17 protein-coding genes are annotated in these 15,138 nt (G+C 72.2%); 4 read left to right on the top strand and 13 right to left on the bottom strand.

What is annotated here, in order from left to right; all coding sequences use genetic code 11:
- Positions 1–39: 39 nt before the first annotated feature.
- The 5 genes from ABZX61_RS03010 to ABZX61_RS02990 form a co-directional block, all read right to left on the bottom strand.
- Positions 40–1,059, bottom strand: a complete 1,020-nt coding sequence (locus ABZX61_RS03010) for an iron chelate uptake ABC transporter family permease subunit (RefSeq protein ID WP_355191029.1) — start codon at positions 1,057–1,059, stop codon at positions 40–42.
- Positions 1,056–2,054, bottom strand: a complete 999-nt coding sequence (locus ABZX61_RS03005; protein ID WP_355191028.1) for an iron ABC transporter permease — start codon at positions 2,052–2,054, stop codon at positions 1,056–1,058. Before ABZX61_RS03005 ends, ABZX61_RS03010 begins: the two co-directional genes overlap by 4 nt.
- Complete coding sequence (locus tag ABZX61_RS03000) at positions 2,051–3,046, bottom strand: iron-siderophore ABC transporter substrate-binding protein (protein ID WP_355191026.1); 996 nt, start codon at positions 3,044–3,046, stop codon at positions 2,051–2,053. The genes ABZX61_RS03005 and ABZX61_RS03000 overlap by 4 nt, the downstream gene beginning before the upstream one ends.
- Positions 3,047–3,056: 10 nt before the next feature.
- Positions 3,057–3,932: a siderophore-interacting protein gene (locus ABZX61_RS02995; RefSeq protein ID WP_355191024.1), complete on the bottom strand. Its 876-nt coding sequence runs from the start codon at positions 3,930–3,932 to the stop codon at positions 3,057–3,059.
- A 100-nt stretch (positions 3,933–4,032) separates the two neighbouring features.
- Positions 4,033–4,866, bottom strand: a complete 834-nt coding sequence (locus tag ABZX61_RS02990; protein ID WP_355191022.1) for an alpha/beta hydrolase — start codon at positions 4,864–4,866, stop codon at positions 4,033–4,035.
- Between the two features lie 169 nt (positions 4,867–5,035).
- Between ABZX61_RS02990 and ABZX61_RS02985 the strand changes: the two genes are divergently transcribed.
- The 4 genes from ABZX61_RS02985 to ABZX61_RS02970 are packed head-to-tail and all read left to right on the top strand — an operon-like array spanning position 5,036 to position 7,347.
- Positions 5,036–5,485 carry a hypothetical protein gene (locus ABZX61_RS02985; RefSeq protein WP_192790359.1) on the top strand — a complete coding sequence of 150 codons (450 nt, stop codon included), beginning with the start codon at positions 5,036–5,038 and terminating at the stop codon, positions 5,483–5,485.
- 10 nt (positions 5,486–5,495) lie between these two features.
- Positions 5,496–6,092, top strand: a complete 597-nt coding sequence (locus ABZX61_RS02980) for a cell wall protein (RefSeq protein ID WP_350728549.1) — start codon at positions 5,496–5,498, stop codon at positions 6,090–6,092.
- A gap of 15 nt (positions 6,093–6,107) precedes the next feature.
- Complete coding sequence (locus ABZX61_RS02975) at positions 6,108–6,863, top strand: MauE/DoxX family redox-associated membrane protein (RefSeq protein WP_355191019.1); 756 nt, start codon at positions 6,108–6,110, stop codon at positions 6,861–6,863.
- A 37-nt stretch (positions 6,864–6,900) separates the two neighbouring features.
- Entirely contained in the window at positions 6,901–7,347 is a 447-nt protein-coding gene (locus tag ABZX61_RS02970) for a hypothetical protein (protein ID WP_355191017.1), read from the top strand.
- A gap of 50 nt (positions 7,348–7,397) precedes the next feature.
- On the opposite strand, the gene ABZX61_RS02965 is transcribed toward ABZX61_RS02970, so the two are convergent.
- From ABZX61_RS02965 to ABZX61_RS02930, 8 genes are read right to left on the bottom strand one after another with little or no spacing between them, the layout of a single operon-like run.
- A complete protein-coding gene (locus ABZX61_RS02965; protein ID WP_355191015.1) occupies positions 7,398–8,018 on the bottom strand; it encodes a VOC family protein in 621 nt (206 codons plus the stop codon).
- Positions 8,015–8,590, bottom strand: coding sequence for an alkylhydroperoxidase domain protein (locus ABZX61_RS02960; RefSeq protein WP_355191013.1), 576 nt, complete (start codon positions 8,588–8,590; stop codon positions 8,015–8,017). Before ABZX61_RS02960 ends, ABZX61_RS02965 begins: the two co-directional genes overlap by 4 nt.
- Positions 8,587–9,177, bottom strand: a complete 591-nt coding sequence (locus tag ABZX61_RS02955; RefSeq protein ID WP_355191011.1) for a CMD domain protein — start codon at positions 9,175–9,177, stop codon at positions 8,587–8,589. Before ABZX61_RS02955 ends, ABZX61_RS02960 begins: the two co-directional genes overlap by 4 nt.
- Complete coding sequence (locus ABZX61_RS02950; protein ID WP_355191009.1) at positions 9,174–10,166, bottom strand: putative FMN-dependent luciferase-like monooxygenase; 993 nt, start codon at positions 10,164–10,166, stop codon at positions 9,174–9,176. Before ABZX61_RS02950 ends, ABZX61_RS02955 begins: the two co-directional genes overlap by 4 nt.
- A complete protein-coding gene (locus ABZX61_RS02945; protein WP_355191007.1) occupies positions 10,163–11,701 on the bottom strand; it encodes an ABC transporter ATP-binding protein in 1,539 nt (512 codons plus the stop codon). Before ABZX61_RS02945 ends, ABZX61_RS02950 begins: the two co-directional genes overlap by 4 nt.
- Entirely contained in the window at positions 11,698–12,489 is a 792-nt protein-coding gene (locus ABZX61_RS02940; protein WP_350728541.1) for an ABC transporter permease, read from the bottom strand. The genes ABZX61_RS02945 and ABZX61_RS02940 overlap by 4 nt, the downstream gene beginning before the upstream one ends.
- Positions 12,486–13,433, bottom strand: coding sequence for an ABC transporter permease (locus tag ABZX61_RS02935; protein WP_350728540.1), 948 nt, complete (start codon positions 13,431–13,433; stop codon positions 12,486–12,488). Before ABZX61_RS02935 ends, ABZX61_RS02940 begins: the two co-directional genes overlap by 4 nt.
- The gene (locus ABZX61_RS02930; RefSeq protein ID WP_355191004.1) at positions 13,415–15,046 is read right to left on the bottom strand and encodes a TIGR04028 family ABC transporter substrate-binding protein; all 1,632 of its coding nucleotides are present in this window, start codon (positions 15,044–15,046) and stop codon (positions 13,415–13,417) included. Before ABZX61_RS02930 ends, ABZX61_RS02935 begins: the two co-directional genes overlap by 19 nt.
- Positions 15,047–15,138 lie beyond the last annotated feature (92 nt).

The following is a 15,138-nucleotide window of genomic DNA, read 5'->3' as shown; positions in this document are numbered from 1 at the left end:
TTGATGGTCACGTACTGCTAACCCCGCTGCGGTAACGATCTAACGGCGGCGGGAGCGGGCCAGGAGCCACAGCAGGAGGGGCGCCCCCAGCACGCCGGTGACCACGCCGACCGGCAGTTCGACGTCCGGGATCAGCAGCCGCGCGACGACGTCGGCGGCCAGCACGATGAACGATCCGGCGAGCCCGGCGGCCAGCGGCGGCGGCCAGGCGGTGCGGGCCAGCCGCTGCGCGATCTGCGGCGCGGCCAGCGCCACGAACGCCACGGGACCGGCCGCCGCGGTGCCGAACGCGACCAGCGCCACCCCGGTCAGCAGCAGCGTCAGCCGCGCCGCCTGCACCGGCGCCCCGAGCACGACGGCCACCTCGTCACCGAGCTGCAGCGCGCGTGTCCAGCGGCCGAGAAGGAGCGCGGCGGGCACGAGGACGGCCAGGGCCGGCGCGAGCGGCGCCACGTGGCCCCAGTCACGCCCGTTCAGGTTGCCGAACAGCCAGCCCAGCGCCTGCTGCGCCTGGAAGTTCCCGGTGGTGACCATGAGGTATTCGGTGGCGCTCGTGCACATCCACGACACGCCCACCCCGACGAGCACGATCCGGTAGCCGCTCGCGCCGCGCCGCCAGGCCAGCAGATACGTCAGCAGCGCCACGACCACCGCGCCCGCGAAGCCCAGCATCTGGAGCCCGCCGGCACCCATGACGATCCCCGCGACCACGGCCAGGCCCGCCCCCTGCGTGACACCGATCATGTCGGGGCTGGCGAGCGGGTTGCGCGTCATCGTCTGGAACAGCGCGCCCGACACCCCGAAGGCGGCGCCCGCCAGCAGCCCGGTCAGCGCCCTGGGCAGGCGCAGCTCGCCCACGACGAACGCGGTGCCCTGGTCGCCCGCGCCGACGAGCGCCTGGATCACCTCGCCGAGGCCGAGCGGGACCTCGCCGAGCCCGATGCCCAGGCAGAAGGCCAGGAACGCGGCCCCGGCCAGGGCCAGGCAGACCATGATGACGCGCGGGCGCAGCACCCCGGAGACGGGCGGCACGGACAGCCTGAAGGTCAGCTGGGTCATAGCTCCGCCAGGTGCTTACGCCGGGCCAGGACGACGAAGAACGGCCCACCGATGAACGCCACGAGCAGCCCGGCCTGCACCTCGATCGGCGGCGCCACCACCCGGCCCACCACGTCGGCCGCGATCAGCAGGCAGGGCCCGAGCAGCGCGGCCAGCGGCAGCAGCAGCCGGTGGTCGGTCTCGGAGCCGCCCGGCCGCGCGACGAGCCGGGCCAGATGCGGCATGACGAGCCCGACGAAGACCACGGGCCCGATGGCCGCCACGGCGGCCCCGGTGAGCAGCATCACGGCCGCCGCCGCCCGCGCCCGGACCAGGCCCACCCGGCGGCCCAGCCCTCTGGCCACGTCGTCGCCGAGCGCGAGGCTGTTGAGCGCGGGCCCGCAGGCCAGGGCGAGCGCCGACCCGGCGAGCACGAACGGCAGGAGCTGCGGCAGCACGTCCGCGCCCGTGCCGGACAGCGACCCCGCCGACCAGAACCGGTAGCGGCCCAGCGACTCCGGGTCCACGAGCACGAACGCGCTGGTCACCGAGCTCAGCAGGAACGTCACCGCGACCCCGGCGAGGGCCAGCTTGACCGGCGTGCTCCCGTCGCGGCCCAGCCCGGCCAGCGCGTAGACGAGGACGCTCGCGACCAGCGCCCCCGCGAAGGCGAACCAGACGAATCCGGCCAGCGCCGAGACGCCCAGCACGCCGATGGACACGACGACCGCGAACGCCGCCCCGGCGCTGACGCCGAGCACGCCCGGGTCCGCGAGCGGGTTGCGGGTCAGCGCCTGCATGAGGGCGCCCGACAGGCCGAGCGCCGCCCCCGCCAGCACGCCGACCAGCGTGCGCGGCACCCGTACCGACCAGATCACGTCGAGGACGTCGCGGTCGGTCACGGTCCCCGCCAGCGCGCCCACCACCTGGTCGGGCGGGATCTGGCGGGCGCCCAGCGAGAGCGACAGCAGGCAGACCAGGACGAGCGCGCCGGCCGACAGTGCCAGAGGTCTCACGCCTTGGTCGCCGGGTCGCCGTCGGCGGCCGCGGCGAGCCGCGGCACCAGGCCGTCGAGCATGTACGGCAGGCTCAGCACGGTCACGAAGGAGACGGCGTTGCCCTGGTCGGTGTTCTCCTGCAGGAAGACCTCCCGGCCCTCCTTCACCACACCGAGCCCCTTGTAGACGCTGTCGGCGTGCAGCGTGCCCTGGTCCTTGGCGACGTCGGCGGAGCTCCAGACGATCACGCCGGTGTCGACCAGGTCGAGGCGCTCGCGGCTGATGTTCGCGCCGAACTTGTCGCCGATCGCCTGGTCGAGGCCGTCGGGCAGCTTGAACCCGAGCGAGGCGAGCAGGCGGGAGCGCGGGTCCTGGCTGCCGAAGACGAAGTAGCCCTCGTAGACGGTGGCCATCAGCGCGGTCTTGCCCTGGAACTCCGGATGCTCCTTCCGCACCTGCGCGAACCGGTCCTCGACCTGCTTGACCAGCGTGTCCGCCTCGGTGGCGCGGCCGACGGCGACGCCGACCTTCCTGGTGAGCTCCTGCCAGGGGATGCCGTAGTCGATGTACTCCTTGGGCTGGGCCACGGTCGGCGCGATCTTCGACAGCGTCGTGTACTGCTCCTGGGTGAGCCCCGAGTAGAGGGCCAGGATCAGGTCGGGCTTGAGTGCCGCGATCTTCTCGAACCGGGGGCCGCTGCCGGTGTCCTTGAGGACCTGCGGGAGGGGCGCGGTGCCCAGCTCGTCCTTGGCCCAGGGGCCGATCGCGCCCGGATAGTCGCCGATCCACGTCGTGGCCCCGACCGGGGTGACGCCGAGGGCCAGCAGGGCGTCCTGTTCGAGCAGGCCGACGGTGACGATGCGCTTGGGGGCGGCGGGGACGGTGGTCTCGCCGTACTTGTGCGCCATCTTGACGGCGGCGGCGGACGGTGGGGCGGCGGCGGGGCGCGTCGAGCCGCAGCCCGCGATGGTGATCAGGACGAGTGCCACGAGGGCGAGTGTGCGGGTCATGGAACGCTCCTCACTCGTTGTGCTCGGCGCGGCCCTGGCGCCAGTAGCCCATGAAGGCCACCGCGCGCCGGTCCATGCCGCGCTCGGCGACCAGGTATCGCCGCAGGGACCTGATCACCGCCGCCTCGCCGGCCAGCCAGGCGTACAGCGGCTCCGTGCTCTCCTCCTCCGGCACTTCCCACAGCTCCTCCACGTCGACGTCCACGTCGTCGAACGTGTCGGGCACGGGCAGCGGCGGCAGCAGCGTGCCGGCGGCCGACCGCAGGGCCGGCTCCAGCAGGGCGCCGCGCTCGGCGTCGTCCCTGGCCAGCCACTCGATCTTCACCTGGCTGGCGGTCCGGATCTCCAGGAAGTCCTGCTCGCAGGGCACCTCCATGAGCGCGGTGCCCGTGAAGCCGTCGGGGAGCCTTTCGAGGATGGAGCAGATCGCGGGGACCGCCGTCTCGTCGCCGGCGATCAGCACCGTGCCGGTGCCGGCCGGCGGCTGGAACACCACGTTCCCGTGCGCTTCGGGGTGCCGCGCGTCGCCGCCGAACAGCACCGCGACGTCATCGGGCCGCACCTCCTGCACCCACCGCGCCACCGGCCCGTCGCCGCCGGGGTGCATCACCACGTCGACGTCCACCTCGCGCTCGGCCTGCCTGACCAGCCTGGCCGTGTACGTGCGGATGGGGTTGCGCCTGTCGTCGTCCAGCTCGCGCCACCGCGGGAACCAGTCGGAGCCGGTGGGAAGGTGGGCGAGGCCGTGGCCGGGGAGGGGGAGGATGAGCTTGATCCGCTGGTCGTAGCCGTTGTCGGCGAATATGCCCAGGTCCTCCCCTGTGAAGGTGACCCGGAGGAACGATGGGCTCAACCGTTCCAACCTGGCCACACGCACGTCGAACATGCGATAGGGCTCCACCAGCGCCAGCCTCCCGCCGCAGCCATTAGGTGAGGCTAACCTAACCCATCACGATCGCGAACGCCACGCCGGGCCCGCGTCCCGGTCAGCGGCGCAGGAACTCCCGCAGGTGGGCGAGCAGGGCCTCCGGGCGTTCCTCGGCGATGAAGTGCCCGCACTCGGGGATCTCGGCGGCGGTGACGTCGGCGGCGTACTCCCGCCAGATCTCCTCCGACGGCAACCGCGCAGGCAGCCCCACCGACCCCCACAGGGCCAGCACGGGCATGGCCAGGCGGCGCCCCGCGGCGGCGTCCTCGTCGTCGAGCGCGAGGTCGCGCTCGTGCGCCCGGTAGTCGTCGAACCCGGCGCGCAGGGCCCCCGGACGGCCGAACGCCTGGACGTAGACGTCGACCGCCTCAGCGGGCAGGCCGTGCCGGTTGTACGTCCAGCGCTCGAAGAAGTACTCCAGATAGCCCCGGACGTCGTGCCCCACCAGGCGTTCGGGCAGGTCGGGCTGCAGGTGGAAGAGCCAGTGCCAGTAGCCCGCGGCCACGGTCGCGTCCAGGCGGCGGAACATCTCGCGCGTGGGGACGATGTCCAGCACCGCGACCTTGCCGACCTGGTCGGGACGGTCGAGCCCCCAGCGGTGGGCCACCCGCGCGCCGCGATCGTGCCCGACGACCGCGGCCCGCCCGAACCCGAGCGCGTCCACCAGCTCCGCCATGTCCGCGGCCATCCGCCGCTTGTCGTAGCCGCCGACCGGCTTGTCGCTCAGCCCGTACCCCCGCAGGTCGGGGGCCACCACCGTGAACTCGGCGGCCAGCGGCTCGACGACGTGCCGCCAGCAGTGACCGGTCTGCGGCCAGCCGTGCAGCAGCACCACCAGGGGCCCGTCGCCGGCTCGCGTGTAGTGCAACCGGATGCCGTCGACCTTTGCCACGCCCGTCGTATTCATTGGCTCAGTAGATCATGGGACGATCCCGTGACCCCATAAAGCGCCAAAAATAGGGGCATTGACGAAAAATCCTTACATGGTACTCATAGATCGAGTCGGAAAGTTTCAGGACCCCCCACCGAGACCGTCCAGAGCTCACCCGAGGAGGACGCGCATGGCGCGCACCCAGCCCCCCGAGACCCCCATCGACTTATACGCCGCCGTCCAAGGAGAGGTCTCCTGGTTCTGCTGCGGCACCGCCTGGGGACCGTGCAGCACCACAGGCAAGGGCGCCTGTGGCACCTGCAACTCCGGCAGCCTCCAGCACGCCTGGCCCAACACCTCCGACGCCTGCTGGGCCATCACCCACCCCGACACCTGCGGCTTCAACCTCTCCCGCCGGACCTGCGGTTTCCAGCACCGCACCACCAACCTGTGCAGCGGCGTCAGCGTCGTCACCTCCATCGCCGACTGCGGCCCGCAGACCGACCTGTTCTGCGGCGAGCGCAGCTGCTGCGGCTCGACCTGCGCCACTGACCGGATCATCGACCTCACGCCGGCGGCGTACAGCAAGATCGCCAGCCTCTCCACCGGCCTGCGTCCCTGCTCGATCGACGCGGCGTGAGGGGGCGACGATGACCACCAGAAGAGACATGCTCAGGTCTGCCCTGCTCGGCGGCGGCGCCACGGTCGTGGCCGCGAGCGCGATGGGCTCGCTCGGCCCCGAGGCGGCCTTCGCCAACACCGCGCTCGACGTCGACCCGGGTGCCCCCGACCCCAACTTCGCCGAGGGCCGGATCCGTTCGATCAAGGACAACACGCTGCTCGTCCTCGGCTCGAACATGGTCATCCACAACATCAAGGTCGTGGACGGCACGAGCCTGTGGAAGCTCGGCCCCGTGGCGTTCGACGCGGCCAAGCCCGGCGACGGCCTGTACGCCCGCGGCGTGCGGATGCCGGACGGCACCCTCGCCGCCGAGTCGGTCTGGCTCAACATCGTCAACATCAAGGGCCACATCAAGAACATCACCGACAAGACCATCCACCTCGACCACAACGGCAAAGAGGTGCTGTGCCACGTCGTGGCCGGCAAGTCGGTCGCGATCCACTCCGAGTCGCCGGCCACCTCGGACCTGTCGATGCTGAGGGTCGCCCAGCACGTGCAGATCCTCGGCGCCTGGCGGCCTGACACGAACGAGGTCGACATCGCCACCGTCTTCTCCCCGCACTAGGAAGGAGCATTGAGCATGCACGGGATCGCCGCGACGCAGCCGTACGTGATCGCCCTGTTCCTCGCCTGGGCAGGCCTGATGAAGCTGTTCAGCCGGCGGATGCAGGTACAGGCGGGGCAGACCGCCCTGGCCCGGCTGGTCGGCGCGGCGCGCGCGGTCCCGGCGCTCCGGATCGTCGGGGTGGCCGAGCTCGCGGTGGCCGCCGTCCTGCTGCTGCCGCCCGTCTCGCCCTGGGAGGGCGCGATGGCCGCGCTGCTCTCCGCCGGGTTCCTGGCGTATCTCACCTATTCGTACGTGGCCGCGCCCACCTCGTCGTGCGGCTGCCTCGGCGCCCACTCCAGGCCGGTGGACGTGCGGGCCTTCGCCCGCGCGGGGCTCCTGCTGGCCGCGAGCCTGCTGGCCGTCCCGGCGGACCCGGGCCCGCCGCTGGTGGCACTCGGCCTGGCGGAGGCCGTGGCCCTGATGGCCCTTTCGGCGGAGCTGGACCGCTACTGGCTGACGCCCTTGCGGCAACTGCGCGTACGGCTGCGCGGCCCGCTCGTCGCCCAGCCGTCGGAGCACGTCCCGCTGGGCGCCTCGCTGCACCTGCTCTACCGCAGCCCCGCGTACTGCTCGGCGTCCGCGCAGATCACCTCCGACGTCCAGGACACCTGGGACGAGGAGGGCCTGCGCTTCGTCGTCTTCGGGGCCCGCGAGCGCACGGCGGTCTTCGCCGTCCCCCTTGCCGGGAACGACCCCTCGCGCGTCCTGGTCACCCTCGTGGGCGCCTGACCCGGCACCACCATCCATCACCCGAAAGGTCGACGCCATGCGATTACGTGCTTGGCTCGCGTCAGGGGCGGTGCTCGCCGCCGGCCTGCTGACGGCTCAACCCGCGATCGCGGCCCAGGCCGCGGTCACCTTCCACGCCGATTCCGGTGACCAGTGCCTGCGCGGGGTCACGGAGGGGACGCTGGAATGGGCCGAAGCGCCTGTCGTCAAGGTAGACGGCTTCCTGGCCGACGACGCGCCGATCTCGTCGTGCGCCCCTGACGGGATGTACTCGCTGGCCACCTTCTCCGCCTACAAGGGCACCGCCCTCGTCGACTCCGAGGCCGTCAAGGCGGACGACGCCAAGGTCGCGATCGCCTTCGCGCTGTCCGACCCGGCGGGGGTCACGGCCATCGATCGCGTGGTCGTGCAGGTGTGCCGGTTCAGCAGCACCCCGATCGGGATCAGCTACTGCGGCAAGGCCGCCGAGTACAAGGCGCCCTGAGCCGTGGGACGACCCGTGCCCGTCCGCGCGGGGACGGGCACGGGTGATCGTCAGCTCAGGGTCACGGGGCCGCGGGGAGTGTCCAGCACCGCCCGCAACGCCGCTTCCGGCCCCTTCGAGACCTCCAGCTCCGCGTCGATCGCGGCCAGCTCGCGGCGCAGCGCGTCGGGGTCGGGGTGGGCGGCGGTGAAGGAGGCCAGCCGCAGTTGCGGCAGCCCGGAGGCGGCCGGGTGCGCCGTCCGGCCCCAGTCGATGAGGAACGGCACCGGGTTGATCGCCGCCGGGTCGGCCCACCTGGTCAGGCGCCACTCCAGCAGCGTGCCCGCGGGCGTGCGGCGCGAGAGCGGCTGGACCTCGCCGGGGTCGACGCCGAGCGCGCGGGCCCGCCGTACCGTCTCGTCGATGTCGTCGGGCCGCACCGCCCACCCGGCGAGCCGGGGCGCGGTGAGGGTCTCCAGGCCGAACGCGCGTGGCCGCGCGCCCGGCGCCGCCGGATCCGGGCCGATGATCTCCAGGTACGCGGTGGGGCCCAGGCCGACCAGGTAGTTGGCGGTCCCGCCTGGGTGAGTCCCGCCCGGCGCCGGGGTCACCCCGGTCGCCTCGGCGAACGCGATGACACCCGCGGCCAGGTCGGGCACCGCGTAGACGAGGTGGTCGAGCTCCGCCGTCATGACGCGGGCTCCTCGACGGGCTCGCCGAGCGAGAGCATGAGGCGGTTGGCCCAGTTGAAGAACGCGGCCGCGTGGATGACGTCGCTGATCGCCAGGTCGTCGAGCCCGGCCGCGCGCAGCGCCTCGACGTGGTTCGCGCCGAACTCGGCCGGGGTGGCGGCCAGGGCCACCGAGGCGTCGATGATCGCCTGCCACTCACCGTCCTGGGGCGCGTTGACCCCTTCGTCGAGCAGCCGCTGCACGTCGTCGGCCCGCTTGGAGTAGTGGGCGGCGAAGCGGGCGTGCACCGAGGCGCAGAACACGCACCCGTTGCGGCGCGAGGTCGCCGTCGCGGCCAGCTCGCGCCCGGCCCGCGGCAGCCCGCCGTCGGCGTTGTAGAAGATGTCGTTGTCGGTCCTCGTCCTGGCCTGCAGGATCGCCGGGTCCCTGGCCAGGAGCAGGAAGTACGGCGACTTCGCGCGGGCCTTGTCGACCAGCGCCTCGTAGTGCTCGTCGGTCAGCTCGTCCGTCTCCAGGGGCGTCAGCCAGGGCTCCCACCCGAGCTGATCCCGCGTGAACGCCAATGGGGTCATGAGGTCACTCCGTTCTGCAGGTGACGCAGCCCGGCCACCACGCGGATCTGGAAGGTGAGGAAGGCGACGAGCTGCGACAGCGTCACGACGCCCGTGGCGCTCCAGCCCGCCCTGGCCAGCGCGTCCAGGGACTCCCGCCCGGCCTCCCTGGGGCGGAACACGAGCAGGTGAGCGTGCTCGAACGCGGCGGCGAGCCGTACGCCGAGGTCGCCCGGGCGCCGCGCCCGGTAGCGCAGCCCCTCGTCGCTCTCCACCGACAGCGGGCCCTCGCCCGGGTAGACCCCGTACGGCCCGGTCGTGGCCCCGGCCGAGACCTCCGACTCGACCGCCGCGAGCAGCCCGGGCGAGAGCTCGGCCAGCCGGTCGGCGTAGAAGCGGGCGATGCCGGGGTCGTCGTGCAGCCCGGCCACGAAGGCGGCGACCGCGTCCCGCTCGACGAGCGTGATCTCCTCCTCCGTCTCGGGGCTGAACAGCGCGTCGTAGCTGCGCTGGGCGTGCTCGCGGGCGGCGGGCCGGCGGGCGCGCAGCCGGTCGAGCGACGAGCCGGGCTGGATGCCCGCCAGGTGGTCGATGACGTCGGCGATCATGTGGTGCTCAATTCTGTGGAGGGGACCCAGCCGAGCGCGGGCGCGACCTCGGTCGCCAGCAGCTCGATCGAGCGGAGGACGAGCGGGTGCGGCGGGTCCACCGAGTGCACCTGGAGGACCAGGTCGGTGACCCGTTCGAGGGTCGGGTCGGCCTTGAGGCTCTCGATGACGTCCTGCGGCGTGCCCACGTGCACGTCGAACGCGGCGATGCGCCGGTCGAGGTCGCTGTCCGGCAGCTCGAACGGCAGTCGCCCCCGCCCGAGCCCGAGTTCGGCGTAGCGCAGCGCCTCGGCCCGGCTGTCGGCCACGAACGCGGTCCGGGAGGCCATGATCCGCGGGGCCGCGCCGGCCGGCAGGTGTTCGAGGTAGGCGTCCACGATGGGCCGCTGGATCTGGGCCAGCGTGGCCTGCGGGTCGTCGGCCGGGCGGGGCTGCGTGCGCGAGAGCATGAGCCCGTGGCCCGCCTGCCCGGCGCGTACGCCGCCGCCGACCGAGAACGTCGCCTGCCAGACCGCCTCCAGCAGCCTCGGCGCGGGCGGGTAGAGCCGGTTGCCGCCGCCGAGTTCGCCCCCGGACCAGGCGTTGAGCAGCACCGCCAGGTGCTCGGCGTAGACGGCCGAGCGCTCCGCGCTGTCGTGCCCGAACGGCGCGAACGACGCGGGCGTCCCGCCGCTGCCCACGCCGACCTCCAGCCGCCCGCCGGTGAGCAGGTCGAGCACGGCGGTGTCCTCGGCCACCCGCACCGGCTGCTCCAGCGGGAGCGTGATGATCCCGGTGCCGAGCCTGATGCGGCTGGTCCGGGCGGCCACGTGGGCGAGGAACACCAGCGGCGCGGGCAGGCCGCCCTCCGCGCCGTCGAAGTGGTGCTGCGCGACCCAGGCCGTGTCGAACCCGTACGCCTCGGCGTGCGCGATCTGCTCGGTGGCCAGCCGGTAGCGCTCGCCCGCGGGAACGTCGTCCAGCAGCCGGGTGAAGAAGCCGAGCCTCATATCGCGGGCTCCGGGATGGCGGCCAGGAGCTCGCGCGTGTATTCGTGCCGGGGGTCGGTGAAGACCCGCCGGGTCGTTCCTGATTCCACGATTCTTCCCTTGTTCATGACGGAGACGGTGTGCGAGATCTGCCGCACCACGGCCAGGTCGTGCGAGATGAAGAGATAGGTCAGCCCCAGGTCGCGCTGGAGCTGTTCGAGCAGGTCGAGGATCTGCGCCTGCACGGTGACGTCGAGGGCGGAGACGGCCTCGTCGAGCACGACGACCTCGGGCCCGGCCGCCAGCGCGCGGGCGACGGCCACCCGCTGCCGCTGCCCGCCGGACAGCTCGCGGGGCCTGCGGGTGAGCACGTCCCGCGGCAGCGCGACCCGGTCGAGCAGGTCGAGCACGCGGGCGCGCCGCTCGGCCCGGTCCCCCAGCCGGAAGTTGCGCAACGGCTCCTCCACGATGTCGCCGATCGGCTGCCGGGGGTCGAGCGACCCGTACGGGTTCTGGTGGACGAGTTGCACGTGCCGGCGGAACCCGCGGCCCTCCCCCGCCCCGGCGATGGTGACCGTTCCCGAGGTGGGCTCGGCGAACCGCACCACCATCCGGGCCGTGGTCGTCTTGCCCGAGCCGGACTCGCCCACGAGCGCGTGCGTGGTGCCGCGGGCCACCTCGAACGAGACCCCGTCGACCGCCCTGAACCCCTTGAACTCCTTGACCAGGTCGCGCACCACGATCGCGGGCTCGCTCCCGAGAGGGGGGTCGCGGAACGGGGACGCCGACAGCGACGGGGCGTCGTTCAGCAGGCGCTTGGTGTAGTCGGCCGCCGGGGAGGCCAGCACCTCCGGTGTCGGGCCCTGCTCCTCGATCCGGCCGCCCTTCATGACGACCAGCCGGTCGGAGCGGGCGGCGGCCACGCCCAGGTCGTGGGTCACCAGCAGCAGCGCGGTGCCGGACTCCGCGCGCAGGTCGTCGATGAGGTCCAGGATGCGCCGCTGCACGGTGACGTCCAGGGCGCTGGTGGGCTCGTCGGCGATGATCAGACGGGGTTCGAGCGCGATCGCGATGGCGATGAGCACGCGCTGGCGCATGCCGCCGGACAGCTCGTGCGGGTACTGGCGGGCCCGCGCCTCGGGGTCCGGCAGGCCCACGCGGGCCAGCAGGTCGACGACCCGGCTCCGGATCGCCCGCCGGTCGCCGCGCTTGTGGATGCGCAGCACCTCGGCGATCTGCGCTCCGACGGTCTTGACCGGATCCAGCGAGCTGGACGGGTCCTGGGGGATCAGGCCGATCTGCGCGCCGCGTACCGATTCCATGCGCTTCGACGACCAGGACGCCAGGTCGGCGTCGCCCAGCAGGATCCGGCCCGCGTCCACGGCGCCGTTCGAGGGGAGCAGGCCGATGACGGCGTGCGCGGTGGTGGACTTGCCCGATCCCGACTCGCCGACGACGGCGACGACCTCGCCGGGCTCCACGGTGAAGGAGACGCCCTCGACCGCGCGCCTGCCGTCGTAGGAGACGGCCAGGTCGCGGACCTCCAGCAGGCTCACTCGTGCCTCCCGATCGAACGGCTGATGCGGCCGGCGGCGAGCACCACCGCGACCACGACGGCGCCCGGCAGCGTGGTCAGCCACCATGACGTCGCCAGGTAGTTGCGTCCCTCGGAGATGAGCAGGCCCCACTCGGGCGTGGGCGGCTCGGCGCCGTACCCGAGGAAGCCGAGCGTCGAGATGGCCAGGATGGCCATCCCGAACTGCAGCGCCGCGAGCGCGATGACCGGGCCGAGCGAGTTGGGCAGCACGTGCCGCCACAGCACGGCCGGGAACCGGCCGCCGCTGCCGAACGCGGCCTCCACGTAGTCGGTGCGCCGCACCCGGACCACCTCCGAGCGCGACAGCCTGGCGAAGGCCGCGACCGAGCCGACGCCGACCGCGATGGCCACGTTCACGGTGCCGGGGCCGAGCAGGATGATCACGGTCAGGGCCAGGAGTAGGCCGGGCACCGACAGCAGCACGTCCACGATCCGCATGACGGCCTCGTCCGGCACCCCGCCGACGGACCCGGCCAGCAGCCCGAGCAGCGTGCCCAGCACCAGGCCCACCGCCACGGCCACGAACGCGCCCGACAGGGAGTGCACGGACCCGTGCACCACCCGCGCGAACAGGTCGCGTCCGACCGCGTCGGTGCCGAACAGGTGGTACGCGCTCGGCGCCTGCAGCTTCTCGGCCGGGACGCCCGCGATCGGGTCGAACCCGGTGAACAGGCCCGGCACCACGGCCCAGAACAGGGCCAGGCCGATCACCGCCCACGCGAGCGCCAGCCCGCCCCTGCGCTTCACGAGGCCGCCTTGAGCCGCGGGTCGAGCACCGGGAACAGCACGTCCACCACCAGGTTGACCAGCACGAACACGGCCGCGGCGAGCACCACGACGGCCAGCATCACCGGCGTGTCCTGCGCGTTGACGGCCTGCTCGGTGAGCCGTCCGATGCCGCCGCGCCCGAAGACCGTCTCGGTCACGACCGACCCGGCGATCAGCTCGCCCAGCGTCAGCCCCGCCACGGTCAGGGTCGGCAGCACGGCGTTGCGGGCCACGTGCCGCCACAGGATCCACCACCGCGAGGCGCCCTTGGCCGCCACCACGGGCACGAACGCCTGCGTGGAGACCTGGTCCATGCTGCGCGCCAGCACCTGGGCGATCGGCGCGGAGATGGGCACGGCCAGCGTGAGGACCGGCAGGATGAGTTGCTGTACCGGCCCGCCGCCGATGACCGGCACCAGCTTGAGCCGGAACGAGAACACCTGGATGAGCAGGATGCCCAGCCAGAACGCCGGGACCGACACGAACACCGACGGCACCGACAGCAGCGCGTTCCTGATCCAGGAGGTCCTGCTGTAACCGGCCGCGAACGCGATCAGCACGGCGATCAGCACCGCCAGCGCGAACGCGGCCGAGGCCAGCTTCGCCGTCTCCGGCAGCGCCTCGCCCAGCCGCTCGACGACCGGCGTGCCGGTGTCGATCGAGTAGCCGAACGAGCCGCGCAGGAAGCCGAGCAGGGTGTTCAGGTAGTCGAGGAGCGGCGGGTCGCCGGCGCCGTAATAGGCCCGGATCTCGGCGATCTGCTGCGGCGACAGGCCCAGCTCGGGGTTCTGGAACTTGATCAGGATCGAGTCGCCGGGCAGCAGCTGCAGCAGCACGTAGCTCGCCGTGAAGGCGATCCAGAGCACGAGCGCCGCCTGCCCGACCCGGCCGAGCAGGTACCTGGTCACTGCTGCGACTTCCACACCGAGTAGAACCACGGCCTGGCGACCGCCTCGAAGGCCACCCCCTGGACGTACGGCGCCCCACCGTAGACCTGCGGCTCCTCGAAGAGCGGGATCGCGTAGCCCTGGTCGAGCACGTACCGCTGGATCTCGGCGACCTTGGCGTTGCGCTTGGCGACGTCCGGCTCGGCCGACTCCTCCTCCAGCAGCTTGTCCAGCTTGGTGTCGTCGGACAGGATGACGTCGCGGTTCTTGCTGTGGAAGTGGCTCTTGATCACGTCCTGGTCGGCGCGCCCGACCATGCCGTGCTGGATGGCGGTCTTCTCGGCGTTCTTGATGTCCACGGCCTGGGTGCCCGCGTCGGCGGGGCGGATCTCCAGCTTCACGCCGAGCTTGGCCCACTGCTGGCCGACGAGTTCGAGCGTCTGCTTCGACAGCGGCTGCGGGCCGGAGACGAACACTCCGAGCTGCAGCGGCACGCCGTCCTTCGCCCGGGTGCCGTCGGCGCCCCTGGCCCAGCCCGCCTCGTCGAGGAGCCGGTTGGCCTTGTCGGGGTCGTAGGCGAGGTCCTTCGACAGGTCCACGTAGCCCTGCGCCAGATGGCTGAGCACCGAGGTGGCCGGCGGGTAGCTCGCGGTGAAGAGGGTGTCGACGACCTCCTTGGCGTTCGTGCCGGCCTGGAGGGCCTTGCGGACCTTGACGTCCTTCAGGATGCTGTTGCGCGGCCGCAGGTAGAGGCCGTTGTTGACGCCTCGCGTGGGCTCGGCGTAGATCTGGAAGCCCGCGTCCTTGACGGTCTTCTCGTCGTACGCCTGGACGTACCTGACGAAGTCGGCCTGGCCGGAGGTGAGGGCGCCGACGCGCACGTTGTCCTCGGGCGTCACGATGATCTTGATTTCGTCCAGGTACGCGCGGCCCTGGTGCTTCGACGACGGCGGCGCCCAGTTGTAGTCCTTGCGCGCGACCAGGTCCACCTCCTTGTCGACGACCTGGTTCTTCAACGTGAAGGGGCCGGAGCCGACGATGTTCTTGAGCTGGCACTGCTGCTCGTACGGCAGCGAGATCGTCTTCTTGGACACCAGCCCGGCACCGATGACCGAGGTGCCCTGGAGGAAGCCGGGCGACGGCTTGTCGAAGTGGAAGCGCACGGTCAGCGGGTCGACGACCTCGCTGCGCTGGTAGTTGTTGACGAACTCGGCGACGGGCAGCTTGAGCTTCTCGTCGCCCAGGCCGTACACGTCGAAGTTGGCCGCCACGGCGGAGGCGTCCAGCGGGCTGCCGTCGCTGAACGTCACTCCGTCGCGCAGGTGGAACGTGTACTCGGTGGCGTCCTTGTCGACCTCCCACTTGCTGGCGATCCACGGCTCGATCTCGAGCGTCTTCGGGTTCTGCCAGGTGAGCTTGTCGGTGATCTGGTTGAGGATGCCGCCGTTGGGATAGAACCCGGCTGCCGGCAGGTAGAGGCAGGTCGGGGGCTGGTGCTCGAGGTAGGTGAGCGTGCCGCCGAAGACGGGCTGCCCGCCGCTCTTCGCCGTCTGGGCAGCTCCGCCACCGCCACAGGCGCCGAGAAGCCCCACGACGGCGAGCATCGCGGTGCTCGCCACGGCTGTGGTGCGCAGTCTGGAGGATGACATGGGAGATCTGCCCTTCGTTGTACGGGAGCCATCGGCGCAAACCACTATAACCTACCTATAAAGCAGGAAATAGTGAGATAACGCACCCGGGC

The organism is Nonomuraea sp. NPDC003709 (assembly GCF_040610775.1).
GTDB classification, from domain to species: domain Bacteria; phylum Actinomycetota; class Actinomycetes; order Streptosporangiales; family Streptosporangiaceae; genus Nonomuraea; species Nonomuraea angiospora_A.
Note: the sequence above shows the minus strand (reverse complement) of the source record. Positions and strands in the feature narration are given on the sequence as shown.